Origin of the sequence: Kribbella sp. NPDC050459 (assembly GCF_040655315.1) — a bacterium.
Lineage (GTDB): Bacteria > Actinomycetota > Actinomycetes > Propionibacteriales > Kribbellaceae > Kribbella.
This window is the reverse complement of the sequence record NZ_JBFAJQ010000012.1, coordinates 198,962-223,095: the sequence shown is the minus strand read 5'-3', so window position 1 is coordinate 223,095 and position 24,134 is coordinate 198,962. Positions and strand designations below refer to the sequence as shown.

The window sequence follows — 24,134 nt, the reverse complement described above, 5'->3', positions numbered from 1 at the left end:
CAGCTGAAACGGCCGCCGTACCCGGGCGAGGGGTGCGGCGGCCGCTTCGTGTCTGTCTCGCTGTCGATCAGTTGAGCGTCATCCGGGGTTCGCCGTTGACGAGGCCGGTGCCGGAGATGGTGCAGGTGCCGCCGCGGTTCTGGTTGTAGGCCTGGCGGACACAAGAGCGCAGCGCCAGTTGGGCCCAGTAGTTCGGGTGCAGGGACTCCTGGATGTAGTAGTTCGAGCCGACGGTCGTCACGGTGCGGATCTGGTTGATCCATTCGGTCTTGTCGACCGCGGTCGGCTGGGTCCACGAGCTGAGGCCGACCTCCTCGTACAGGCCGACGGTCTTCTCGCAGAGCCGGCGGCCGTTGAACGCGGACTGCAGCTCGAGCAGGCGGGCGTTGCCGAGGCCGGATTGGCCGATCGCGGCGCGGACCGTGTTGTTGATCGTGACGAGGGCGGTGGCGTTGGCCCAGTCGGCGTCCGCGTTCCAGAAGCCGCAGCCGCCGACGCTCTGCCGGGTGTAGCCCGACTGCCCGTAGCGGAAGCCGCTGGACGCCGGGATCGGCGACGGGTACGTCTGGACTACGAGGCTCCACGCGCTGTCGCCGTACCCCGCGTTGCGCATCGCCGTCCGGACGTTCTGGAACGCCGTCGCGATCTTGCCGCGGACCGTCGTGATGTTGGCGGAGGTGAAGTTCGCGACCACCGACGAGTCATCGCGGCAGTAGTCGGGGTTCCAGGACGGGGAAAGCAGGAAGTCCTGCACGCACTGGGTGACGATCGACGCGAAGTTGAAGTCGTTGCCGCCGATCGAGACGACGACCTGCCGCACGTTGTGGGTCGCCGCGAAGACCTGCAGCATCTTCGCCTGGCCCTGGTGGCCGGCGCCGTCGTCGTAGAAGTCGATGCCCGGCTTGAAGTAGTCGCCGGTCGAGGTCGTGGTGCGCGCACCCGAGCAGGCCAGGTTCAGGCCGCCGACCCCGCCGCCGATGTACGCCTCCGCCGACAGGCTGCGGTGGCACCGCGGGATCACCTCGGCCGTGTGGCTCGCGTTGTCGTGGTAGGCGTGCGCACCGAGCGCGTCGGCCGGCGTCTCGGAGTCGTTCGAGCTCCCGGCCCAGCGGCCGGCCTCACCCGAGATGTAGGAGTCCCCGACGGTCACGACGTACGGCGTCCCGGAGCCGGGGCCGTCGGCGTGCGCCGGGGGAGCGACCAGGCCGAGCCCGGTCAGGGACAGTAGGAGGATTGCGGCTGACACTCGACGACTTCTGGATGGTTTCACCGGAAGGCCTCTCTCGCCGGAGTTCAGTGATCGTGCGATCACTGTCGGCAAGATACTTCCCGGTAACACCGTCCGGTAGACCGAGCGTGCTGACACGTTTGCGCGCTGTCACGGCAGTGTCACGGCAGTGTCAGGGCTTGGTCAGGGCTCGGTCGGGAGCTCCAGCTCCTCCGGCCAGCGCTCGCTCCACCAGGCGCGCCAGCGGGCGTCGACAGCGTCGCGGTCCACGTCGCCGTACAGCGACAGGATCGCCATCGTGGCGCCGTCCGGCTTGCCGTCGCCGGGCGGGATGTGGCTGAGCACCAGCAGCCCGTTGCCCCAGGCATCTACTGTGAGGCCGAGCTGGTGGGCGGAGCGGTACCAGACCTCGCACGTCACCCGTTCCCCGATCAGGTCGAGCTCGAAGGCGTCACCGGCCGGGATGTGCAGTTCGTCGATCGGGGACACGGCGCCGTTGCCGGAGTAGAACAGGGTGCGCCGGGGGTCGTCGGGATGGCGTTCGACGGCGAAGCGGAGCTGGTGCAGGAAGGTGATCCAGCCTTCGGTGACGTCGTCGTAGTACGCGTCCCAGTCCGGGTCCGCACCCAGCGGCGCGCGGGTGAGCGTGACCTGGGACCCGCCGTCGACGGCCTCGACGGCGAACTCGTCGCCGTTGCCGAGCCGCAGCGTGGTCCCGTCCTCGACCGCGCGGGTGAAGTAGATCAGGTCGATCTCCTGATCGAGCCCGCCCTCGTACTCCCAGCCGTGCCAGTGCCGGATCTTGTCCTTGTTCCGCAGGGCCTCCCACACCGTCGCCACCGGCGCGGCCACCGTCACCACGATCTTCATGTCCCTCCCTCGGTACGGCGGGGCGCGGGATGACCGCCCGCGATCAACCGGTACGGCCGCCCGCCCTCGCTGTCGAACTCCTCGACCACACGCTGCATCGCCGCGGTCAGTGCGTCGGTGAACCGGTGGACGTCGCCCGGCTCCGCGAACCGCACCTCTGCCTCGAGCGTGAACGTCAGCAGCCTTTTCCCGTCCGCGTCGGCGGCGCTCTGCATTCGCGCCACGTCCCGCACGGTGCCGGCGGCGACCTCGACCAGGTGCTCGGCGGCGTACTGGTCCTGGATCTGCGTGAACGCCTGCCCCATCACGGCCGGGTCGATCACCAAGGCCGACGCGCGCAGGATCCGCTCAGTGAACCCGCGCCGCCGCCGCTCCTCGACGAGCTCGACCAGGCCGGCCTTCTCCAGCTCGCGCAGGTGGTAGTTGACCCGCTGCCGCGGCAGGTCGAGCGCGGCCGCGAGCTGGGTCGCCGACGCCGGCTCGCGCAGCAGGTCGAGCAGCCGCCGCCGGATCGGCGACAGCGCCAGCCGCACCTTCTCGGGCTCCTCGACGTACCGCAGCATGCCCTCAATCTCCACTTGACAGAAAAATTTGTCAATAGATCGACCGCGCGGATGGAACGATGCCGGTATGGGTCCGCAGTTGCCGGTGGGTACGCAGGTGGTGCTGCGCGTGGCGGCGCCCGATGGTCGGGGCGGTACGGCGCAGCGCGGGGCGACCGGGCGGGTCGCCGGGACCACTGCCGACGGCCGTTACACGGTCCGGCTTGTCGACGGGCGGGACACGGTGGCGCGGCGCGATCAGCTCAGTCTGCGGACGGCGTACCAGGACGAGGCGATCGAGCTGGACCAGCCGGACGGCGACCGGTTGGTGCGCGAGCACACGATCTATGCCGCGGTCGTCGGGTCGCGTGCCTTCGGGCTCGACACCGACGACTCGGACACCGACACCCGCGGCGTGTACGTCGCTCCGACCGAGGCGTTCTGGTCGCTCGCGAAACCGCCGGCCCATGTGGACGGGCCCGAGCCGGAATGGTTCTCCTGGGAGGTCGAGCGGTTCTGCGAGCTCGCGCTGAAGTCGAACCCGAACCTGCTCGAGGTCCTGCATTCTCCGCTCGTGGTCCGGCAGACGGCGTTGGGCGAGGAACTCGTGAGTCTTCGCCGGTCCTTCCTGTCCCAGCTGGCCTACCAGACGTATTCGGGCTACGTGCTCAGCCAGTTCAAGAAGCTGGAGACCGACTTCCGCCGCGACGGCGGGCCGAAGTGGAAGCACGTCATGCACCTGATCCGGCTGCTGCTGTCCGCTCGCGAGTTGTTGCTCGAGGCAACCCTCGTCGTCGACGTCGGCCCGCACCGCGAACGCCTGCTCGCGATCAAGCGCGGCGAGCTGCCCTGGGACGAGGTCGAACGCTGGCGCCTCACCCTGCACGAGGAGCTCGACAAAGCGCTGCAGCACACGGTCCTCCCGGCGACGCCCGACGTTGCCCGGGTCGACAGCTGGTTGCGGTCCGTCCGGAGACGGAGTCTCGGCACCGCCTGACCGCGGCTGGGGAAGCGGTTGCCAAAGCCGCTGTCCTGACAGCGATGTCAGCTCTAAGCTATTTACTTAACTTCGTGAAGCATTGACAACCGGCTCGGCGGGGTAAATAGTTCCGTCCTGAAATCAATCAGAAAGCAGAGTGAATCAACAGTGTCGAACATCGAGATTCTGCAGCTCCGTGCCGGCGGCGTCAGCCTGGTGCTGGACTGCTCCGGTCCCGGCCTGCCGTCCGTCCTGCACTGGGGCGCGGACCTGGGCGAGCTGACCGAGAACGCTCTGCTGGAGCTGCGCCGCGGCGCGGGTGCGGTCCAGGACGGCAACGGCCTGGACGAGAACCGTCCGATCGCGATCGTCCCGGAGTACTCGTCCGGCTGGTTCGGCCTCCCCGGCCTGAACGGGCACCGTGACGGCCAGGACTTCTCGGCGAGCTTCGAACTGACCAGCGTCGCGCAGACGGGCAACAGCGTGCGGGTCGGCGCCGCCGACGCCAAGGCCGGTCTGCGACTGCTGCTGACCGTCGAGCTGACCGACTCCGGCCTGGTCAGGTCACAGGCCGACCTGACGAACACCGGCACGACGCCGTACACGGTCGACGGGCTGTACCTGGCGCTGCCGGTGCCGACCGAGGCGACCGAGCTGCTCGACATGACCGGCCGGCACATCGGCGAGCGGCACCCGCAGCGGCACGCGTTCACCCAGGGCGCCCACATCCGCGACAACCGCCGCGGCCGCACCGGCGCCGACGCGACCCTCCTGCTGCTGGCCGGCACCGAGAGCTTCGGCTTCCGCACCGGCGAGATCTGGGGCGTGCACACCGCCTGGAGCGGCAACCACCGTTCGTACGCCGAGCGCGGCATGAGCGGGTACGGCGTGATCGGCGGCGGCGAGCTGCTGCTGCCGGGTGAGGGCCGCATCGCACCGGACGGCACCTACAGCACCCCGTGGATCTACGGCTCGTACGGCATCGGCCTCGACCAGGTCTCGCAGCGCTTCCACGACTACCTGCGCGCCCGCCCGAACCACCCGGCGACCGAGCGCCCTGTCGTGCTGAACACCTGGGAAGCGGTCTACTTCGACCTCGACCTGGACAAGCTGAAGGCGCTCGCGGACGCGGCCGCCGAGGTCGGCGCCGAGCGGTTCGTGCTGGACGACGGCTGGTTCCGCGGCCGGCGCGACGACCACGCCGGGCTCGGCGACTGGTATGTCGACGAGGGGATCTGGCCGAAGGGCCTGCACCCGCTGGTCGACCACGTGACCGGCCTCGGCCTGCAGTTCGGGCTCTGGGTCGAGCCGGAGATGGTGAACCCGGACTCCGACCTGGCCCGCGAGCACCCGGACTGGATCCTCGCCGCCGGCGACCGGATGCCGCCGACCGCACGCCACCAGCAGGGCCTGAACCTCGGCGTCCCGGCGGCGTGCGACTACATCCTCGAGCGGCTGGACAGCATCCTGTCCGAGTACGACATCGCGTACCTGAAGTGGGACCACAACCGCGACTTCGTCGACGGCGGCAACCAGCACACTGGCACGGCGGGCATCCACGAGCAGACCCTGGCCGTGTACCGGCTGATCGACGAGCTGAAGCGCCGGCACCCGGGGCTCGAGATCGAGTCCTGCTCGTCCGGCGGCGCCCGCGTCGACCTCGGCATCCTGGAGCGCACCGACCGGATCTGGGGCAGTGACAGCAACGACGCGCTCGAGCGGCAGACCATCCAGCGCTACACCCAGCTCCTGCTGCCGCCGGAGCTGATCGGCTGCCACGTCGGCCCGCCGCGGGCGCACACCACCGGCCGGACCCAGACGCTGTCGTTCCGCGCGATCACCGCGCTGTTCGGCCACTTCGGCATCGAATGGGACATCGCGTCGGCCTCCGCCGAGGAGCGCGCGGAGCTCAAGGGCTGGGTCGCGCTGCACAAGGAGCTGCGGCCGTTGCTGCACTCCGGCCGTGTGGTCCGCGCCGACCGTGGCCCTGAGGACGTGCTGGTCCACGGCGTCGTCGCGCAGGACGGTGCACGTGCCGTGTTCAGCGTCGTCCAGACGAAGCAGTCGGTGACCTCGGCCGTCGGGCGGGTCCGCCTGCCCGGACTGGACCCGGCCCGGACGTACCGGATCAGCAAGGTGGCGACACCCGGGCCCGAGTCGCGGTCCGCGGCCTGGTCGGCCGACGGTGGACGCGTGGAACTGAACGGCGCCGCCCTCGCCTCGGTCGGTGTGCTGATGCCGGCGCAGTGGCCCGAGAGCGCGATCTTGCTGGACGTGACAGTGCTCTGAACAAAGGGGGATCGGGTAAGCCCGCCCGATCGCCGGACAGAGAAGACAGAGTAGGAGATCCCCCGTGACCGCGACCACCAACGCACCACCTACCAGGAAACGAAGTCACGGGGAACAGGCGGCGCCGCCGGGGAGGCGGCGCAGCCTGGGCGACCTCAAGGTCGCGATGATCTTCCTCGCTCCGGCCACGCTCGGCTTCGTCGTGTTCTACATCTGGCCGACGCTGCGCGGCGCGTACCTGAGCTTCACCGAGTACAGCCTGCTGTCGGCGCCGAAGTTCAACGGCCTGGCCAACTACGAGCGGATGCTCCACGACAGCTTCTTCTGGAACGCGCTCGTGGTCACCGTCGAGTACGTCGTGATCAACATCGGCGTGCAGACCGTGCTCGCGGTCGGCATCGCGATGGTCATGTACCGGCTGACCAAGTCGATCACGGTCCGCGCGGTCATCCTGGCGCCGTACCTGGTCGCGAACGTCGTCGTCGCGCTCGTCTGGTACTGGATGCTGGACTTCCAGGTCGGCATCGTGAACCAGGGACTCAGCTGGCTCGGGATCGACCCGGTGGCGTTCTTCGGCGACTCGCACTGGGCGATCCCGACGGTCGCCGGAATCAACGTCTGGCGGCACATGGGGTACACCGCGCTGCTCGTCTTCGCGGGGCTGCAGACGATCCCGGCGTACGTCTACGAGGCCGCCGAGGTGGACGGGTCGACCGAGTGGAAGACGTTCTGGCGGATCACGCTGCCGCTGCTGCGGCCGGTCCTGGTGATGGTCCTGGTGGTCACCATGATCGGCTCGTTCCAGATCTTCGACACGGTCGCCGTGACCACGCAGGGCGGTCCGATCAACGCGACCCGGGTCATCTACTACTACATCTACGAGCGGGCGTTCACCCGGTTCGACTTCGGGTACGCGTCCGCGATGGCGCTGGTGCTGTTCGCGATCCTCGCCGTCGTGTCCCTGGTGCAGCTGCGGCTGCTGCGCGCCAAGGAGAGTGATCTCGCATGAGGCGGCAGATGAGCGTCGGCCGTACGGTCGCCTGGGTGCTGCTGTTCATCCTGCTGATCGTCACGCTGTTCCCGTTCTACTGGATGTTGCGCACGGCCTTCTCCGACAACACCCAGCTGCCCGGCCACCCGGGTTCGCTGCTGCCGGTGGAGAGCACGCTCGGCGCGTTCAAGCGCGTGCTCGGGCTGTCCACGATCGAGGAGGCGCAGGCCCAGGGCGGCTCCGGCGCCGCGGTCAACTTCTGGCTGTACCTGCGCAACTCGTTGGTGGTGGCAACCATCACGACGGTGTGCCAGGTGTTCTTCAGTGCGATGGCGGCGTACGCGTTCGCGCGGCTGCGCTGGCCCGGGCGGGACAAGGTGTTCGCGCTGTTCCTGGCCGCGCTGATGGTGCCGCCGATCTTCACCACGCTGCCCAACTTCGTGCTGATCAAGAACCTCGGGCTGCTGAACAGCTTCGCCGGCATCATCCTGCCGGGCGCGTTCATGACGCCGTTCGCGATCTTCTTCCTCCGGCAGTTCTTCCTCGGGATCAACCGGGAGCTGGAGGAGGCGGCGATGATCGACGGCGCCGGGCACCGGCGGATCTTCTTCGGGCTGATCATCCCGATGAGCGGCGCACCGATCGCGACGCTGGCGATCCTGACCTACATCAACTCGTGGAACGACTACTTCTGGCCGCTGCTGGTCGGCCAGCAGGAGAACGTCCGGGTGCTGACGGTCGCGCTAGGCGTCTTCCGGTCCCAGACGCCGCAGGGCGGCCCGGACTGGGCGGGCCTGATGGCGGCGACGCTGATCGCGGCGCTGCCGATGATCATCTTGTTCCTGGCGTTCGCCAAGCGGATCACGAACTCCATCGGCTTCTCGGGGATCAAATGATGAATCTCTCACGCAGGACCCTGCTGAAGGCCGGACTGGCCGCGCTCGCCGTACCGTCGGTTGCCGCGTGCAACAACGGGGCGGCGGCCCGGGGCGACGGCGAAATCATCTACTGGCTGTGGGACTCCGCCCAGCTGCCGATGTACACCGAGTGCGCGAAGGTGTTCCACGAGCAGAACCCGCAGTACTCGGTGAAGATCGAGCAGTACGGCTGGAACGACTACTGGTCGAAGCTGGTCACCGGGTTCATCTCGGACACCGCACCGGACGTGTTCACCGGGCACTCGTCGAAGTACCCGCTGTTCGCGGACAAGGGGCAGGTGCTGCCGATCGACGACTACGTGTCCCGCGACAACGTCGATCTGAGCATCTACGAGAAGGGTTTGGCGGACCGCTGGATCGGCAACGACGGCAAGCGGTACGGCCTGCCGAAGGACTGGGACACCGAGGTCTACTTCTACAACAGCGCGTTCACCGAGGCGGCCGGGATCAGCACCGAGCAGCTCAACTCGATGACGTGGAACCCGCAGGACGGCGGCACGTTCGAGCAGATCGTCCGCCGGCTGACGGTGGACTCCAAGGGCCGCCGCGGCGACCAGCCGGGCTTCGACAAGGACAACGTCAAGGTCTATGGACTCGGGTACGGCGACGCCGGCGGCGGTGACGGTCAGACCAGCTGGAGCTGGTACGCCGCGAGCAACGGCTGGAAGTACTCCGAGGGTGAACCGTGGGGGACGAAGTTCTTCTACGGCGACCCGAAGTTCACCGCGACGATCGGGTGGTGGCGCTCGCTGATCACCAAGGGGTACATGCCGACGTACGCGCAGGCGAAGTCCGGTGTGGACGTGACGACCTCGTTCGGTGCGGGGAAGTACGCGATCACGCCGAACGGGTCCTGGATGCTCGGCACGTACGGCGGGCTGAAGCAGGTGAAGACGAAGCTCGCCCGGTTGCCGCTCGGTCCGGTCGGGAAGCGGATGTCGATGATGAACGGCCTCGCGGACACGATCTGGGCCGGGACCACCCGGCGGGACGCGTCCTGGGCCTGGGTGAAGTTCCTCGGCTCGCAGACCGCGCAGGACATCGTCGCGAAGGCGGGGGTGGTGTTCCCGGCGGTGGCGGCGAGCATGCCGGCCGCGAAGGCGGCGTTCGCGAAGAGCGGGTGGGACGTGACGCCGTTCCTGGAACCGGTCGAGGCGGGTGACGTCTTCGCGTACCCGGCCAACCCGAACGCGGCCGACGTGACCGCGGTGATGACACCGGCGATGGACGCGGTGATGTCGTTCGAGGCCGAACCGGCGTCGCTCGCGAAGGCGAACGACGACGTGAACCAGATCCTGTCCGCGAACAGCTGAGGGTTCACCCTGGGGGTGTCCTACGCCCGGGGGAGTACGTCGTACTGCGTCCTGCGGTGCAGCGTGCTCCTCCGGGGGTAGCGGAGGTGTCGCCGCTGGGGCGACGCGGTGAAGGGGGCCTGAAAGCCAGTCTTGGTGCCGTTGGAAGGACCACGAGCACCGAGGAGTGTCATGAGCGACGAGAGGCCGGGCGGATCGATCCGCATCGGCGACAGTGAGCGTGAGGACGCGGTCAAGCGTCTGGGCGAGCATTACGAAGCCGGCCGGCTGAGCGCCGAGGAACACTCGGAACGCGTCGACCAGGCCCTCCGTGCCAGAACCGGCGCGGATCTGGAGGCGTTGTTCGCCGACCTGCCCGGGACCCACCAGGCTGCCGGCGGCGAGGGGGCTGAGAGCTGGGCCGGTCCGTGGGGATGGAGCAAGCCGCCGTGGACGGCTCCGGAGGATGCCGCTCACACCAGCGGTCCTGGATCCAGCAGCAGGCCGCCGTGGGCTGCACGTGGGCCTCTAGGGCGTATCCCGTTCCCGTTGCTGGCCCTGCTCGGCGTGTTCGCCGTGCTGGCGTCCGTCGGCTGCGTGGTCGGCGGTGGGCATCCGCCGGTGCTGCCGTTGCTGCTGATCGTCGGGGCCGTGCTGTTCGTGCGGAAGCGGCGGACGGAGCGGCGCGCATGAGGAACGTGTACCGCGTCCTGGGGCTGCTGATCGCGGTCGCGGTCGTCCTGCAGGTCGCCTCGATCGCGCTCGCCGGTTTCACGATCGCGAAGGACGCCGACGACGGCACCTCGATCGGCGCCGACTACAGCAACTTCGGGCAGAGCTACCACAGCATCGCCGGTTCGGTGATCGCGCTGCTCGCGCTGGCCTTCCTGATCGTGTCGTTCCTGACCGACGTCCCGCGCGGCCGGGTGCTGGCCGGGATCGTGGTCGGCCTGGTGGTCCTGCAGTTCCTGCTCGCGGTGGTGTCCTTCGGGGTGCCGGCGCTCGGCCTGCTGCACGGCATCAACGGGCTCGCGATCGCCGGTGTGGCGAGCGCGGCCGCACGCCGGGCCGCGGTAGCGAAGCAGCCTGTGACCAGTGCCTGACGTCAAGAAGCGCCGGTGGGGCCGGCTGCTCGCTCTGGGGATCACCCTGGCGGTCCTCGTACCGCTCGGGTACCTCTGGGCGACCAGCCTGGTCCCGGGGGAGTACGACCCGGCGGAGATGGGGTACGCCGACTACGGCGGCGGCCCGTCGTCAGGCCACGAGCATCACCACGGCGGGACGAGCGTGGCGGACCTGACCGGACCGAAGACTGGAACGCCGGACGTGGACGTCACGCTCGTCGCGCGGAAGCAGAAGTTCCAGCTGGCGTCCGGCGAGACGGTCGACGGGTACACCCTGAACGGCGCCTCTCCGGGTCCGCTGATCCGGGCGCGCGTCGGCGACCTCGTCCAGGTCACGCTGGTGAACGAGGCCGTCAAGGACGGCGCGACGCTGCACTGGCACGGGATCGACGTGCCGAACGCCGAGGACGGGGTCGCCGGGGTGACGCAGAACGCCGTACCGGTGGGCGGGAAGCACGTGTACCGGTTCAAGGCGGAGCAGGCCGGGACGTACTGGTACCACTCGCACCAGGTGTCGAGCGACGAGGTGAAGGGCGGGCTGTTCGGTTCGATCGTGATCGCGCCGCCGTCGCCCGGTGAGGTGGTGGCCGCGATCCACACGTACGACGGGAAGCGGACGATCAACGGCCGCACCGGGACCGCGAACATCGACCTGAAGCCGGGTACGACGGCGCGCGTGCGGGTGATCAACACCGACAACGCGATCCTGCGGGTCGGCCTGACCGGGACGCCGTACAAGGTGGTCGCGGTCGACGGCCGGGACGTCCACGGCCCGGCAGCGGTCACCGCGGCGTTCCCGTTGGCGGCCGGTGCCCGCGTCGATCTGGAGGCGGTGGTGCCGGCGGGCGGGATGCGGCTCGTGGCCGGTACGTCGGCGTTGTCGCTCGGCATCGGTCCGGGTGACCCGGCGAAGGGCGAGCTGCCCGCGGAGACGGTTGATCTGCTGACCTACGGGACGGCGGCACCGATCGGTTTCGATCCGGCCGCGGCGGACCGCAACTTCGAGTACCGGATCGGGCGCCGGCCCGGGTTCCTCGACGGTGTGCCGGGGTTGTGGTGGACGATCAACGGCCACAAGTTCCCCGACGTACCGATGTTCATGGTCGCCGAGGGGGACGTGGTCCGGATGAAGATCTCCAACACCAGCGGCCAGGCGCACCCGATGCACCTGCACGGGCACCACGCCGTCGTCCTGTCCCGCAACGGTGTCGCGGCGACCGGCTCGCCGTGGTGGGTCGACACCCTCGAGGTCGGCAACAAGGAGACGTACGAGATCGCCTTCGTCGCCGACAACCCCGGCCTCTGGATGGACCACTGCCACAACCTCCCGCATGCCTCCGAGGGGCTGATGACCCACCTGATGTACGAGGGCGTGACCACGCCGTACCGCGTCGGCGGCGACTCCCACAACGAACCGGAGTGAAACCGCCGGCCGTCGCGGGACGTCCATCACTCATGATGTTTCGATGAGCACGCCTGACGACGACCTGCACGGCTGGCAGGCGGTGTTTCTGCTCGTCTTCTTCGGCGCGGCCGGCGGCGGCCTGTACCTCGTCGGCTGGCTGACCCGGCCGAGCTTCTTGTACGACAATCCGCTCGTCTGCGCGGCGATCGCGGGCGGGGCCTGTTTCCCCGCCCGCTGGCTCGCCGAGCGTTTCGCGTGGTGGAACCGGCTCGAGCAACGCCGCCAGGCCCGCCGGGACCGGCTGCTGAAGCGCGCGCTGGCGGATGCCCGGCACCGGGCCCGGACCGGGAGCCGGCGCCGGATCGGATGGGCCGAGGGACTGATCAGGGCGGGACGCATCCTGGTCGGCGTGCCGATTGCGCTGGGGTCGTTGGCGATCGTGCCGTTGGGGATCGCGGCCGGGAACGACAACCAGCAGTTGGTCGCCGACGGGCCGGTCCAGCAGGCCGTGGTCGTCTCGGTCGAGGAGGACAAGTGGTCCAAGTACGACGACGTGATCGTGAAAGTGGCACGGCCCGGGGACGGGGTTCCGGTCGAGGTGGACGGCGGCAACGACCTGGACCCGAGGCCTGCTGTCGGAGACACGATCGACATCGTGGTCGACCCGGGGGATCCGGGCTATCCGGTCGCCGCGGCCGTCGACTGGTCGACGCCTTGGTGGGCCTGGCCGCTCGGAATCGTCCTCACGCTGCTCTGTCTGTGGATGGGCGTGGCGATCGCGTTCGGGTGAGGGTCAGGAGGCCCGTTGGTCGTCGAGGTGCAGGGCCTGGGCGCGGTGCAGGGCGGCGATGCGTTCGCAGGCGGCGGTGATGGCCGCGCGCTGTGAGCCGTACGAGCCCCACCAGAGCGGGTTGTCCGGCTGCGGATCGCGTTCGTCGTCGATGTCGGCGTACCACTCACCGGCCGACCGGAACACCCGCGCGTGCAGATGGATCTCTGTTCCCAGCTCGTTCACCGCACCACTCCTGGAGTGAGACCGTGTCCGTCTCCAGAATGAAACGGTTCCTCCGCGGATCGGCCGAACGACACGCGCCTTCAGGTGACCAGGACCGTGATCCGCTGGGCGGTGTTGTTGCTGAAGCCGCCGCGGTTCCACTCGGCCTCGATCGGCTGCTCGTTCCCGGCGGCGTCGTACGCGCGGACCGTGAGCACGTGCTCGCCCGGCGTCGCCTCCCAGTCGTAGGCGAAGGCCCGCCAGGCGAGCTCGTCATTGCCCACGGCATCCAATGTCGCCTCGTGCCAGTTCACGCCGGCGTCGGTGCTGACCTCGACGCGCTCGATCGGCGCCCACCCGGACCAGGCCCGGCCGAACAGCGGAACGGTGCCGGCAGCAACGAACCGGTGCCGGCTCATGAAGTCCGGGAACCCCGGCGGCATCAGCAGTGCGCGCGGCTGGATCCGGGTGATCGCCATCCCCGGGTCCTCCGCGTCGGTCCGGATCCGGTACGCGACGGAGTTCTGGAAGCCGTCGAACGCGTGGTCGATCACCTCGATCGACCGCAGCCACTTCACGCTGGCCATCCCGTACCAGCCTGGTACGACGAGGCGCAGCGGGTATCCGTGCTGCGGCGGCAGCGGCCCGCCGTTCATCTCCCAGGCGACGATCGCGCCCGAGTCGATCGCCTCCGCCACCGACAGGCCGCGCTGGTAGTCCTGCTCGACCCCGCGCTCCACCCCGTGGTCCGCGCCGGTGAACACCACGTCCACGGCGTCCGCGCGCAGCCCGGCCAGCCGCAGCAGGTCGGCGAGCAGCACACCGGTCCACTCCGCCGTACCGACCGCCTCCGACAGCCACGGCTGACTGATCGGCCGCGGCTGCAGCGTCGCCCGGCCGTTGCCGGCGCACTCCAACGTGACCCGGACGGTCCGGCGGCCCATCGCGCGCAACTCGGTCAGCCCGAACGACAACGGCTGCTCGACGCACCCGTCCACGCTCAGCACCCAGTCGCCCGCGTTCGTCGCCGGGATGTCGTAGTGCACCAGCACGTAATGCAGTCCCGGCGGCGTCACGTCGTACCGCAGACCCTCCAGCGGCATGCCGTGATTCCGCGCCGCCAGCTGCAACTCGTCGGCGGTGATCCCCTCACCCGTGTCCGCCAACCGCCCCCGAACGCTGAAACTCTCGATCGACATCGAACATCCCTCCCCTGAGGCAACCCTAGAGGTAGGGACCGGCTACAACCAGCCGTTGTCGAGCGCGATCCGCGCCGCCTCGGCGCGGGTCCGTGCGCCGGTCTTGCCGATAGCGGCCGAGAGATGGTTGCGCACCGTTCCCTCGGACAGATGCAGCTCCTTGGCGATGTCCGCCACGGTGCCGCCCTCGCGGGCAGCCCGCAGTACGTCGGACTCGCGGCCAGTCAACGGGCTCGTCCCCGCCACCAAGGTCTCGGCGGCGAGCGACGGGTCGACCACGCGCAGCCCCTGGTGGACGCGTCGTACGGCGTCCGCGAGCTGCGTCGCCGGGGTGTCCTTGACGACGAACCCGGCAGCCCCGGCCTCCATCGCGCGGCGCAGGTACCCGGGCCGGCCGAACGTGGTCACCATCAGCACCCGCACCCCCGGTACGGCGGCGCGCAGCGCGGCGGCCGCCTCGATGCCGTCCAGCCCGGGCATCTCCACGTCAAGGAGGGCGACGTCTGGCCGGGCGTTCTTCGCCGCGTCGATCACCTCGTCGCCGCGACCGACCTCGGACACCACCTCCAGGTCGGGCTCCAGGTCGAGCAGGGCGGCCAGGGCACCGCGGACCAGAGCCTGGTCGTCGGCGATCAGCAGTCGGATGCTCACCGCACCATCCTCACAGCCCGACGTTCATTGCCAGCCGGAACCCGCCGCCCGGCGCCTGACCGACCTGCACACTCGCACCGGCCTGGTTCGCCCGTTCGCGCAGCCCGACCAGCCCGTGGCCGGACGCGCCGCCGCCCGGCGTCGGGCCCTTTCCGTCGTCGAGTACTTCGATCTGCGTCGCCGAGATCCGGATCGTGCAGCGCTTCGCGCCGGAATGTCGTACGACGTTCGTGACGCCTTCCCGAACCATCCAGGCGAACAGCTCGCGGTTCTCCTCGGGAACCTCGTCGACCGCGGTCGGGAGGTCCGCCTTGATCTCGGCGGCCTGCAGCGCGGCGCGGGCCGAGACCAGCTCACCGGCCAGGCTCAGCTCGCGATACCCGGCGACTGCCGCCCGCACGTCCGCGAGCGCGGCCCGTGCCAGGCTCTCGACGTCCGCGACCTCGGCGGCTGCCCGCGCCGGGTTCGCCGCGATCAGCTTGCCGGCCAGCTCCGCCTTCACGGTGATGACCGTGAGCGAGTGGCCGAGGATGTCGTGCAGGTCCCGGGCGAACCGGTTCCGCTCCTCCTGGACGGCCAGCTCGGCCATGTCCTTGCGGGCCGCGTTCAGCTCGAGGCTGCGCTGGATCGCCCGGCGCATCCCGAACACGGCCAGCGCGCCGAGGAAGATCGCGAACCCGTAGCTGCCGTCGTCGGTCCAGCCCGGCACGATCCGCATCGACAACTCGGCGCCGCCGAGCAGCAGCGCGACGATGCCGATCGCGATCCGGAGATCGACGGCCATCATCGCGACCGCGGAGATGTAGACGAGGCAGGTCAGCGCCTGCTGACCGGCCGCAGGCAGCATCAGCAGGCAGAGGGCGAGCATGCCGCCGAGGTACAGCAGGCGCTGCCAGGTCGGCATCCCGCCGGCGCCGAGGCCCACCCAGCGGACCCAGCCGAAGAAACCGAGATACGACAGCGCGAACAGCGACAGCGTGACCAGACCGAGGACCCGGGTCGTTCCCTGCCGGTGGATGATCTCCTCGAACGGCTGGGACAGGTAGAACAACCAGACCCCGGCCGCCAGCCAGCCCCACCGCCCAGGTCCTGGGCGGCCTCCGCGCTCGGCGAGCGCTTCCACAAGCGTCGGCGGTGTCTTCACGGTGGTCACGCTATCGCCCGGTGCTCAGGCGCGGGCGGTGTCGGCCCGGAACCGGCGCAGGCCGATGAACCCGAGCGCGACGGTCCAGCCGAGCACCACCAGCAGCGCGTGGGTGTCCAGCCCGCCTTGCGCCAGCGCGCTCCGCGAGGTCTGACCGGTCCAGTACGCCGGGGTGAGCTGGGCGATGTGCTTCATCACCGACGGCATCTGGTCGACCGGGAGCCACAGGCCGCCGAACGCCGCGATCAGCATCGTGCTCAGACCGGTGATCGGCTGGACGCTGTCCGGCTTCGCGATGTACCCGATGACCAGGCCGATCGCGGCGAACGGCAGCGCGCCGAGCCAGGACACCAGCGCGACCGTCAGCCACTGGCCGGCGCTCAGGTGCACGTGCCCGAACGTCATGCCGCACAGGAACACCACGACCAGCGGCGGGATCGCGAGCAGCAGGCTCAGGATCACCTTGTTGACGACGTACGCCTGCGGCTTCAACGGGGTGAGCCGCAGCGTGCGGTTCCAGCCCCCGTCGCGCTCGGCCGCGATCACACCGCCGCTGCTCATCGCCGCGGACATCGAGCCGAACATCGCCATACTGACCATCACGTACGCGATCGCGGAGATCCCGGCCTCGTTGGCGTCCTGCGGGATCGTCAGGCCGAAGATCAGGAACAGCACCAGCGGCATCAGGATCGAGAAGATCAGCACCCGCCGGTTCCGCAGTGTGCGGCGGATGTCGAAGATCAGGTAGTCGCGGTTCATGCCAGGCTCTCCTCTTGGGCCGCGCTGATCGCGAGGACGGCGTCCTCGAGGTCGGCGGACGTCACTTCGATGTCGTGGGCGCTCGTGTTCTCGAGCAGGTGGCGCAAGGTGCCGTCGGAGTCGCCGCACTGCAGCAGCACGACGTCACCGCGGGTCTCGACGTTGCGGACGCCGGGCAGCGACGCGAGCGCCGCCAGGTCGGCGCCCGGGATCGTGGCGCGGATGGTGCGGCCGGACACGCTCGCCTTGATCTGCGCGGCGGTGCCATCGGCAACGACCTTGCCGCTGCGCATCAGCACCACGCGATCGGCGTACGAGTCCGCCTCCTCCAGATAGTGGGTCGCGAACAGGACCGTCCGGCCGCGGGCGGTCTCGGCGTGCATCGACGCCCAGAAGTCGCGCCGGGACTCGACGTCCATCCCGGTCGTCGGCTCGTCCAGCACGATCAGGTCCGGCTGCGGGATGATCGCCATCGCGAACCGGACCCGCTGCTTCTGGCCGCCGGACAGGGCCTTCATCGTCCGCTTGGTGAGGTCCGCGATCCCGGCCCGCTCCAGGGCCTCCCGTACCGGCATCGGGTCGTTGTGCAGGCCGGCCACCAACTCCAGCAGCTCACCGACCTTGGCGTCCTCGATGATGCCGCCGCTCTGCAGCATCACGCCGACCTGGCCCTTGGCGATCGCGTCCGTCGGCGTACCGCCGTACACCTGGACGGCGCCCTGGTCCGGCTTGACCAGACCCAGCAGCATCTCGATCGTGGTCGACTTGCCCGCCCCGTTCGGCCCGAGCAGCGCCACCACCTCACCGGCCCGGATGGTCAGATCCACCCCGGCGACGGCCTGCACGTCCGCATACCTCTTGGTCACACCCCGCAGGCTGACCGCAGTCGTTGTCGTCATACCCAGAAGCCTGCTGGACCACCCCGCCGCACCCATCGATCGCCCGTCACGAGCTACCCATGACATCCGTCAGCCGAAACCCTGTGAGGGATACCTAGGGGTTGGTGAGGTCTGGCTCCTGGGGGTTGGTGGTGATGGACTGCGTCCTCGGGGTGAGAAGTCGGCAACTGATCGGTGGGAAGGAGCGTCCAGTGAAGTGTTGAGGCAGGACAGGCGATCGGGGTGAGTGACGTGGGGACTGGAGTGCGTGGTGCGGCGGGCGTCGTGCACGGCGGGGTGTGCGTGCGGCGGGCGCGGGGCGGGGTGCCTACGGGCGTGCGGGTCGGCGTACATCGGCAGGCGTGCGCTGCGCAGGAGACTGTGGATGGGCGTGAGGGGAGCGGTGTGGTGGCGACGTTGACGGTGTGGAAGTTCGAGAGCTGGGACGGGGCCAACCAGGCGATCGGGACGTTGGAGAGTCTGGCGAAGCAGAAGCTGATCCGGATCCATGACGCAGCGTCCGTGTCGTGGCAGCCGGAGAAGCGGCGGCCGCGGACTCGCCAGGTGCGGAACATGACAGGTCCGGGAGCGGTCGGCGGGCTGTTCTGGGGAATGCTGTTCGGGACGATCTTCCTGATGCCGTGGGCGGGCGCCGCGATCGGTGCGGCGGCCGGCGCGGTCGCCGGATCGCTGATCGACGTCGGGATCGACGACGACTTCATCAAGGAGGTCCGTCGCCAGGTGACGCCGGGTACGTCGGCGCTGTTCCTGCTGTCCAGCGACGAGGTGACCGATCAGGTCCGTGCGACCTTCCAGCGCACCGGCCTGCGCGCCAAGCTGATCCACACCGACCTGACCGACGACCAGGAAGCCGCCATCCACGAGATGTTCGGCGACTGAACCGCGGCGGTTCAGGCGCCCGGTGCAATGTCCTGTCCGGCGTCAGCAAGCAGAACGCCGGCGCTGGAGTTGACTGGTTCAGGAACGCCCTGGAGATCGAAGCGGAAGAGCGGTATGCCTACCTGTTCGGCCCAGGCGCTCGCCTGCGGGGTGTAGCCGGCGAGCGAGAAGAACAGGCCACGCTTGCCGACTGCGACGGCCGCCCCGTGCAGTTGCTGCAGAGCGGGTCTCCCCGTCGGCACCGCCTCCATCTTGACTTGCGCGACGGCTTTCGATGCCTCGATGTCGATCCCGGCGTCAGCGCCCACCGGCGTGACTGTGGCATCTGCGAACCCGAGGAACCGCATCCATTCGGCGGCGACGAGTTCCGCGTCACGAGCATCCCTGATCAAACGCTGCACCGGCCTGGTCGCGGATGTGCGACGGCCGCGCCCTGACCCGCGGCTGCTCTTCTCCTCGCCTTGCAGGCGGCGACGGACCTCGACGGCGAGCGTGTAAGTGTCAGGCCGCATGCCGGGGGCCGCGTAGCTCAGCCATTGCTCCCGATCGATGGCCATCAGCGACGGATCGGGCGTTCTGTCGCCCTCGGTACGCCAGACATCTGCTCCTCGTTTGGCGACCGCGCCTCGGGTCGTCATGACCACCGTCAGCTCGGGGCGCTGGCCGTCGGCGATGATGGCGATGATCCGCTCGTCAGGTCGTATCTCTACCCGCGAGAACCGATAGGCGCGGGCGGCGATCTGCTCCGGGTTCCATTGATTGTCCAGAGGAGCAACGATCGTCAAAGCTTCCTTCAGTGGAGTCCCGAGCGGCGGAATGGCCTGTGCCCGTCGCCGTACCGAGTTCTCGAAGCCGGCCTCAAGTAATTGTCGCCGGGCCGCGGATTCACGAGTCGCCGCCTCGGCGTCCGCCTCGATCTTGCGCAAGCGCTCCTGCTCGGCATCCTCGGAACGCTTCTGCATGTCCTGCTTGACCTGCGGATGCTGCGCCAGAGCCAAGGCGAGCAGGAAGGTCACGAGTGCGATCCCACAGGACCACAGAGCCACCGTCCCAGCACCGCCAACGGTTGCGATCCACAGCACTCCCGAGACGACCAACACAGTGAGACTCAGGATCCCGAGAGCTGCCATCCAAGCCTGCAGCGCAACCCATCCCCGACCTGCTTCGTGCCGGTTCTCCCGCGTGTCCAACTCCGCCCCCAACTGCCGCCCCTCAGTGAGATTCTGAGGATAGGTCATCCGTCAGTCGACCAGCTTGCGTACGAAGTCCAGGACGTACAGCCAGTCCTCCTCGAGGAGGTCGTGGCCGCCGGGGCGCAGGTGGTAGCCGATGGCGTTCGGGGCGAACGACGGGCGGGCGGCGACCACGGCGAGGTATTCGCCGATCGGGTCGGCCCAGGCGTCGTCCTCGGCGCTGGTGACGGCGACGCGGCGCGGGGCGATGCTCGTCAGGAGCTGGTGCTGGTCGACGGGCAGGTCGTTCTCGCGGCCGGCGTACGCCGCGAACGACGGCACGAACCAGTGCGGGAACCGTGAGGTGATCGCCGCGATGTCCTCGCCGGCCGGGTGCCGGAACAGCGCCGCGCCGCAGCAGCCGGAACTGTTAGCGGCGGTGACGGCGAAGCGCTCGTCCTGCACGCCGGCCCAGAGCGCGGCCTTCCCGAGCCGCGAGTGCCCGAGCACCACCGCGCCGACGGTGTCGATGCCGGAGATGCGTCCGGCGATGTCGAGCAGGCGCGATAGTCCCCAAGCCCAGGCCGCGACCGCGCCCCAAGTCTCCGCGGGGAACAACGCGCGGACGCCGGCTGCGGACGGCGCCGGGTCGTCCGGCTCGATCTGCTGGTAGTCGACGGTGAGTACGGCGTACCCGGCCGCGGTCGCCTTCGCGTACGGCCAGGCCTCGATCGTCTCGTCGTTGCCCTTGAAGTTGAGCACCACGACGACGGGCGCGTCGCTCGCGCCGGACGGCAGGTGGGTGAGCGTGTCGAGTTCGAGGTTGCCGAGCGGGCACGCGATCACCGCGTGGTGCCGCAACCGATCGGCCGCGCCGTCGAGCACACCGTCGTCGCGCGAACGCAGGACCAGCTCGGTCACCTCACCACCCGTCGGCGTACGGCCGTAGATCGTGCGTGCGAACTCGTCGACGATGTCTGACCTGGTGGTCGGCAGCGGTGGTACGACGGCGCGCTGCCACGCCTCAGGAAGCTCCACGAGGTAAACACTCTAGGCCCTGCCGCCGGAAATCGGTTGACCGTCCGGCGTGGCCGGTGTGAGGGTCGCGCGGTGACGGGTGTGCCGAAGCTGCATGACGACGAGGTGGCGATCGACTCCGCGCTGGTGGAGCGGTTGCTGGCCGAGCAGTTCCCGCAGTGGGCCGGGTTGCCGGCGCGGGTGGTCGAGCGATCGGGCACCGACAACGTGACGTTCCGCGTCGGCGACGAGCTGGCCGTCCGGCTGCCGCGCACCGTGCGGAACCAGGGGCAGGTCGAGAAGGACCTGGCGTGGATGCCGCGGCTGGCGCCGCACGTCTCGCTGCCGATCCCGGAACCGCTGGAGCTCGGGCGGCCCTCCGAGGACTATCCGTTCACCTGGGGCGTCTACCGATGGTTGCCTGGGGCGCCGTTCGCGCCGGAGTCGGTCGACGCCGTACGAGCTGCACGGCATCTGGCTGCTTTCGTACGGACGCTGCGCGAGGTGGACACGACCGATGCGCCGGTGCCGGACGGCGACCCGTTCACCCGGGGTACGCCGTTGGCGCCGCGTGACGTGATGTTCCGCGAGGCGTTGGACCAGCTGAAGGAACACTTCGACACCGGTCTGCTGACGGCCGCATGGGAGGAGTCGCTGGGCGCGGACACCTGGGACGGCGTACCGCGGTGGATCCACGGCGACCTGATGTCCGGCAACCTATTGGTTGCCGACGGCAAGCTGTCGGCGGTGATCGACTTCGGTACGGCGAGCGCGGCCGACCCGGCCGGCGACGTCCTGCCCGCGTGGTGGCTGTTCGAGGGCGCGTCGCGGGCGGCGTACCGCGAAGCCCTCGAGATCGACGACGCCACCTGGCTCCGCGCCCGCGGCTGGGCGCTCTCCCTGGTGGTCATCGCGATCCCGTACTACCTCGACCGCCGCCCCGGCACCCTCGCGGACGGCCAGGAATCCGTCGCCGACATCCTGAGCGACTTCACGTCGAGCGCCTGAAGTCACCAGAGCTTGTCGATCGAGCCCGGGTAGAGTCCGATGCGGGCGTTGCGAAACGTCGGGGCGAGTTGCCGGGCGGTGGAGGTGAAGAACGCGGCCAGCGTGACCTTGTCGAAGCCGGGCTGATCGCTGGGGAACGGGTCGTCGGGCGTGCCACCGATCAGGACCGTGCCGGCAAGGTGCTGCCAGCCTGCTGACTCGTAGAACGGCTGCAGAGCACGGTCGCAGGTGAAGAGGCCGAGGTCGAGGCGCAGGTCGGCCATCACGTCGCGGGCCGCGGCGACCAGCTGGTGACCGTACCCGCGGCCGCGGAGTGTCTCGCGGGTGACGACAGTGCTGAGGCCGCCGGCGCGAAAGGTGGTGCCGCTGTGCTGGAGCGGTTTGCGCAGGACGTCCAGCGCGGCGACCACCAGCCCTTCGTCGACGAGAAGCATCGAGAGCGGATGCAGCGCCGGGTCATGGACCGGAGTATCGGCGGGTGGCGGGGGATCGGACGGCCAGGCCTGGTTCTGTAGCTCGTGGACCTGGGCGCGAAGGGCCGCGGGTACGGCGGCCTCCGGGTAGGACTCGACCTGCATCAGCTCGACTTCAGGGTGTGCAGGCCCTGCCAGAGGAGGTCCTGGAGGGTGCGGGCGACCTTCTCGGGGGTCGGCGGGGTGGGGGTGCGGGTGCGCCAGATGGCCAGGCGCTCGGTGGCGCCGGAGATGGACTGGGCGACGATCTGGACCTCGTCGTCGTCGATCGCGCGGCCGGCGGGGAGGTTCATCCGCACCATCGTCGCGATCAGCTCGATGAACGCCGCGCGGACCTCGTCGGTCGCCGCCGCGGCCGGGCCGGCGCTCAGCATGCCTTCGTCGACCAGGACGGACCACGCCTGCGGGTGCTCGTCGAGGAAGCGGAACCAGGCCAGGAACCCGGCGTACAGCGCGTCCTCGGCGTTCGGGGCGGCCATCACCGCGTCGGCCACAGTGTCGAGCAGGTGGCCGCGGAGCCGGGCCAGGCAGGCGAGGAACAGGCCGTCCTTGGAGCCGTAGTACTGGTAGATCAGCGGCTTGGACACCCCGACCTTCGCGGCGACGTCGTCCATCGACGTGCCCTGGTATCCGCGCTCGCCGAAGATCCGCTCGGCCGCCTCGAGGATCTCCCGCTCGCGGGCCGCGCGATCACGGCGGCGTTTCGGTGGACGTTCCGTGGTCGAGGTCACTTGCGCAGTCTAACTGACTCCGAGTAACTTACTGCGAGTAAGTTCCGACCGAGTGGCTTCCGACAATGGGCTGGAGAACCTCATGGGCGAGCGGCATCGGATCGTGGTGATCGGGACCGGGTTCGCGGGCATCGGGATGGCGGTCCGCCTGAAGCAGGCCGGATACGACGACTTCGTCGTGCTGGAGCGCGCCGAGGACGTCGGCGGCACCTGGCGCGACAACACCTACCCGGGGTGCCGCTGCGACGTGCCGTCGCACCTGTACTCGTTCTCCTTCGCCCCGAATCCGGAGTGGTCGTCGACGTTCTCGCCGCAGCCCGAGATCGAGGACTACCTCCGCAACGTCACCGACGCGTACGGCGTGCGCCCGCACATCCGCTTCGGCAACACCGTCGAGTCGGCGCGCCGGCAGGACGGCAGCTGGCAGATCGCCACGAACCAGCAGACGTTCACCGCGGACATCCTGCTGTCCGGGATGGGCCCGCTGGCCGAGCCGTCGTACCCGAAGCTGCCCGGCATCGAGGACTTCGAGGGGGAGGTCTTCCACTCCGCGCGCTGGAACCACGACCTGGACCTCAGCGGCCGCAAGGTCGCCGTGATCGGCACCGGCGCGTCGGCGATCCAGTTCGTGCCGGCGATCCAGCCCGAGGTCGAGGAGCTGCACCTGTTCCAGCGGACGCCGCCGTGGGTGATGCCGCGGCCCGACCGCAAGATCACCGCGGCCGAGAAGGCTGTGTACCGCCGCTTCCCGCTGGTGCAGAAGGCTGTCCGGGCCGGGATCTACTGGGGTCGCGAGTCGATGGTGCTCGGGTTCACGAAGCTGCCGGCGATCATGAAGCAGGCGCAGAAGGTGGCCGAGAAGCATCTCGCGCACCAGGTCCGCGACCCGCTGCTGCGGGCCAAGCTGACGCCGGACTTCACGCTCGGCTGCAAGCGCGTGCTGATCTCCGACGACTACTACCCGGCGCTCGCGCGGCCGAACGTCGAGGTGGTCACCGACGGGATCGCCGAGGTGACGCCGACCGGCATCGTCACCACCGACGGCGTGAAGCACGAGGTCGACACGATCATCTACGGCACCGGCTTCAAGGTCACCGACCTGCCGGTGATGGACATGGTGCACGGCCGCGACGGCGTCTCGCTGCGCGCGGCCTGGGCCGACGGCATGGAGGCCCATCTCGGGACGGCGATCGCCGGCTTTCCGAACTTCTTCATGCTGATCGGGCCGAACACCGGCCTCGGCCACAGCTCGATGGTGTTCATGATCGAGTCCCAGATCGCGTACATCCTCGACGCGCTGAAGACCATGGACGTGCAGGGCCTCCGGGAGGTCGAAGTACGGCGGGACGTGCAGCGCGCGTTCGTCGACGGGGTCCGCTCGTCGATGCGGAACACGGTCTGGACCCGCGGCGGCTGCACCAGTTGGTACCTGGACTCGGAGGGCCGCAACACGACCCTGTGGCCGTCGTTCACCTTCCGGTTCCGGCAGCTGACCCGGCACTTCGATCCCGGTGAGTATCAGACGCTTTCTATGTGACATCGTGCGTGTT

At 69.4% G+C, this 24,134-nt stretch carries 25 protein-coding genes; 12 read left to right on the top strand and 13 right to left on the bottom strand.

Annotation, left to right across the window (positions count from 1 at the left end; genetic code table 11):
• Window positions 1-67: 67 nt before the first annotated feature.
• The 3 genes from AB0I12_RS32260 to AB0I12_RS32250 form a co-directional block, all read right to left on the bottom strand.
• A complete protein-coding gene (locus tag AB0I12_RS32260; RefSeq protein WP_359936718.1) occupies window positions 68-1,246 on the bottom strand; it encodes a hypothetical protein in 1,179 nt (392 codons plus the stop codon).
• Window positions 1,247-1,411: 165 nt separating this feature from the next.
• Window positions 1,412-2,098: a hypothetical protein gene (locus AB0I12_RS32255; protein ID WP_359936715.1), complete on the bottom strand. Its 687-nt coding sequence runs from the start codon at window positions 2,096-2,098 to the stop codon at window positions 1,412-1,414.
• Window positions 2,095-2,661: a helix-turn-helix domain-containing protein gene (locus AB0I12_RS32250; protein WP_359936713.1), complete on the bottom strand. Its 567-nt coding sequence runs from the start codon at window positions 2,659-2,661 to the stop codon at window positions 2,095-2,097. Before AB0I12_RS32250 ends, AB0I12_RS32255 begins: the two co-directional genes overlap by 4 nt.
• 67 nt (window positions 2,662-2,728) lie before the next feature.
• Here AB0I12_RS32250 and AB0I12_RS32245 point away from each other — a divergent pair, with 67 nt between their 5' ends.
• The 9 genes from AB0I12_RS32245 (at window position 2,729) to AB0I12_RS32205 (ending at window position 12,448) form a co-directional block, all read left to right on the top strand.
• Complete coding sequence (locus tag AB0I12_RS32245; RefSeq protein WP_359936710.1) at window positions 2,729-3,637, top strand: nucleotidyltransferase domain-containing protein; 909 nt, start codon at window positions 2,729-2,731, stop codon at window positions 3,635-3,637.
• A 150-nt stretch (window positions 3,638-3,787) separates the two neighbouring features.
• Window positions 3,788-5,908, top strand: a complete 2,121-nt coding sequence (locus tag AB0I12_RS32240) for an alpha-galactosidase (RefSeq protein ID WP_359936707.1) — start codon at window positions 3,788-3,790, stop codon at window positions 5,906-5,908.
• Between the two features lie 64 nt (window positions 5,909-5,972).
• Complete coding sequence (locus AB0I12_RS32235; protein ID WP_359936704.1) at window positions 5,973-6,917, top strand: sugar ABC transporter permease; 945 nt, start codon at window positions 5,973-5,975, stop codon at window positions 6,915-6,917.
• Window positions 6,914-7,795, top strand: coding sequence for a carbohydrate ABC transporter permease (locus AB0I12_RS32230; protein WP_359936702.1), 882 nt, complete (start codon window positions 6,914-6,916; stop codon window positions 7,793-7,795). Before AB0I12_RS32235 ends, AB0I12_RS32230 begins: the two co-directional genes overlap by 4 nt.
• A complete protein-coding gene (locus AB0I12_RS32225) occupies window positions 7,795-9,150 on the top strand; it encodes an extracellular solute-binding protein (protein WP_359936699.1) in 1,356 nt (451 codons plus the stop codon). Before AB0I12_RS32230 ends, AB0I12_RS32225 begins: the two co-directional genes overlap by 1 nt.
• A 171-nt stretch (window positions 9,151-9,321) precedes the next feature.
• On the top strand, window positions 9,322-9,822 hold the full coding sequence (locus tag AB0I12_RS32220; protein WP_359936696.1) for a DUF1707 domain-containing protein: 501 nt from the start codon (window positions 9,322-9,324) through the stop codon (window positions 9,820-9,822).
• Window positions 9,819-10,232: a hypothetical protein gene (locus tag AB0I12_RS32215; RefSeq protein ID WP_359936694.1), complete on the top strand. Its 414-nt coding sequence runs from the start codon at window positions 9,819-9,821 to the stop codon at window positions 10,230-10,232. The genes AB0I12_RS32220 and AB0I12_RS32215 overlap by 4 nt, the downstream gene beginning before the upstream one ends.
• Window positions 10,225-11,676: a multicopper oxidase family protein gene (locus AB0I12_RS32210; RefSeq protein WP_359936691.1), complete on the top strand. Its 1,452-nt coding sequence runs from the start codon at window positions 10,225-10,227 to the stop codon at window positions 11,674-11,676. The genes AB0I12_RS32215 and AB0I12_RS32210 overlap by 8 nt, the downstream gene beginning before the upstream one ends.
• Before the next feature lie 43 nt (window positions 11,677-11,719).
• Window positions 11,720-12,448 carry a hypothetical protein gene (locus AB0I12_RS32205; protein WP_359936688.1) on the top strand — a complete coding sequence of 243 codons (729 nt, stop codon included), beginning with the start codon at window positions 11,720-11,722 and terminating at the stop codon, window positions 12,446-12,448.
• 3 nt (window positions 12,449-12,451) lie between these two features.
• On the opposite strand, the gene AB0I12_RS32200 is transcribed toward AB0I12_RS32205, so the two are convergent.
• From AB0I12_RS32200 to AB0I12_RS32175, 6 genes are all read right to left on the bottom strand, one after another.
• Complete coding sequence (locus AB0I12_RS32200) at window positions 12,452-12,673, bottom strand: hypothetical protein (protein ID WP_359936685.1); 222 nt, start codon at window positions 12,671-12,673, stop codon at window positions 12,452-12,454.
• A gap of 80 nt (window positions 12,674-12,753) precedes the next feature.
• Window positions 12,754-13,851 carry a sulfite oxidase gene (locus tag AB0I12_RS32195; RefSeq protein WP_359936682.1) on the bottom strand — a complete coding sequence of 366 codons (1,098 nt, stop codon included), beginning with the start codon at window positions 13,849-13,851 and terminating at the stop codon, window positions 12,754-12,756.
• Between the two features lie 42 nt (window positions 13,852-13,893).
• Window positions 13,894-14,502, bottom strand: coding sequence for a response regulator transcription factor (locus tag AB0I12_RS32190; protein ID WP_359936679.1), 609 nt, complete (start codon window positions 14,500-14,502; stop codon window positions 13,894-13,896).
• Between the two features lie 10 nt (window positions 14,503-14,512).
• The gene (locus AB0I12_RS32185) at window positions 14,513-15,646 is read right to left on the bottom strand and encodes a sensor histidine kinase (RefSeq protein ID WP_359936676.1); all 1,134 of its coding nucleotides are present in this window, start codon (window positions 15,644-15,646) and stop codon (window positions 14,513-14,515) included.
• Window positions 15,647-15,670: 24 nt separating this feature from the next.
• Window positions 15,671-16,405: an ABC transporter permease gene (locus AB0I12_RS32180; protein ID WP_355697074.1), complete on the bottom strand. Its 735-nt coding sequence runs from the start codon at window positions 16,403-16,405 to the stop codon at window positions 15,671-15,673.
• Complete coding sequence (locus tag AB0I12_RS32175; RefSeq protein ID WP_359936673.1) at window positions 16,402-17,304, bottom strand: ABC transporter ATP-binding protein; 903 nt, start codon at window positions 17,302-17,304, stop codon at window positions 16,402-16,404. Before AB0I12_RS32175 ends, AB0I12_RS32180 begins: the two co-directional genes overlap by 4 nt.
• Window positions 17,305-17,691: 387 nt before the next feature.
• On the opposite strand from AB0I12_RS32175, the gene AB0I12_RS32170 reads away from it, so the two are divergent.
• On the top strand, window positions 17,692-18,183 hold the full coding sequence (locus AB0I12_RS32170; RefSeq protein ID WP_359936670.1) for a DUF1269 domain-containing protein: 492 nt from the start codon (window positions 17,692-17,694) through the stop codon (window positions 18,181-18,183).
• A gap of 11 nt (window positions 18,184-18,194) precedes the next feature.
• On the opposite strand, the gene AB0I12_RS32165 is transcribed toward AB0I12_RS32170, so the two are convergent.
• On the bottom strand, window positions 18,195-19,199 hold the full coding sequence (locus tag AB0I12_RS32165; protein WP_359936667.1) for a restriction endonuclease: 1,005 nt from the start codon (window positions 19,197-19,199) through the stop codon (window positions 18,195-18,197).
• 225 nt (window positions 19,200-19,424) lie between these two features.
• Window positions 19,425-20,393 carry a hypothetical protein gene (locus tag AB0I12_RS32160; protein ID WP_359936664.1) on the bottom strand — a complete coding sequence of 323 codons (969 nt, stop codon included), beginning with the start codon at window positions 20,391-20,393 and terminating at the stop codon, window positions 19,425-19,427.
• An 81-nt stretch (window positions 20,394-20,474) separates the two neighbouring features.
• Here AB0I12_RS32160 and AB0I12_RS32155 point away from each other — a divergent pair, with 81 nt between their 5' ends.
• Window positions 20,475-21,380: an aminoglycoside phosphotransferase family protein gene (locus tag AB0I12_RS32155; RefSeq protein ID WP_359936661.1), complete on the top strand. Its 906-nt coding sequence runs from the start codon at window positions 20,475-20,477 to the stop codon at window positions 21,378-21,380.
• A 2-nt stretch (window positions 21,381-21,382) separates the two neighbouring features.
• On the opposite strand, the gene AB0I12_RS32150 is transcribed toward AB0I12_RS32155, so the two are convergent.
• Entirely contained in the window at window positions 21,383-21,958 is a 576-nt protein-coding gene (locus AB0I12_RS32150; RefSeq protein ID WP_359936658.1) for a GNAT family N-acetyltransferase, read from the bottom strand.
• Window positions 21,958-22,584, bottom strand: coding sequence for a TetR/AcrR family transcriptional regulator (locus AB0I12_RS32145; protein WP_359936655.1), 627 nt, complete (start codon window positions 22,582-22,584; stop codon window positions 21,958-21,960). Before AB0I12_RS32145 ends, AB0I12_RS32150 begins: the two co-directional genes overlap by 1 nt.
• Window positions 22,585-22,666: 82 nt before the next feature.
• Here AB0I12_RS32145 and AB0I12_RS32140 point away from each other — a divergent pair, with 82 nt between their 5' ends.
• Window positions 22,667-24,121, top strand: a complete 1,455-nt coding sequence (locus tag AB0I12_RS32140; RefSeq protein WP_359936857.1) for an NAD(P)/FAD-dependent oxidoreductase — start codon at window positions 22,667-22,669, stop codon at window positions 24,119-24,121.
• Window positions 24,122-24,134: the final 13 nt, after the last annotated feature.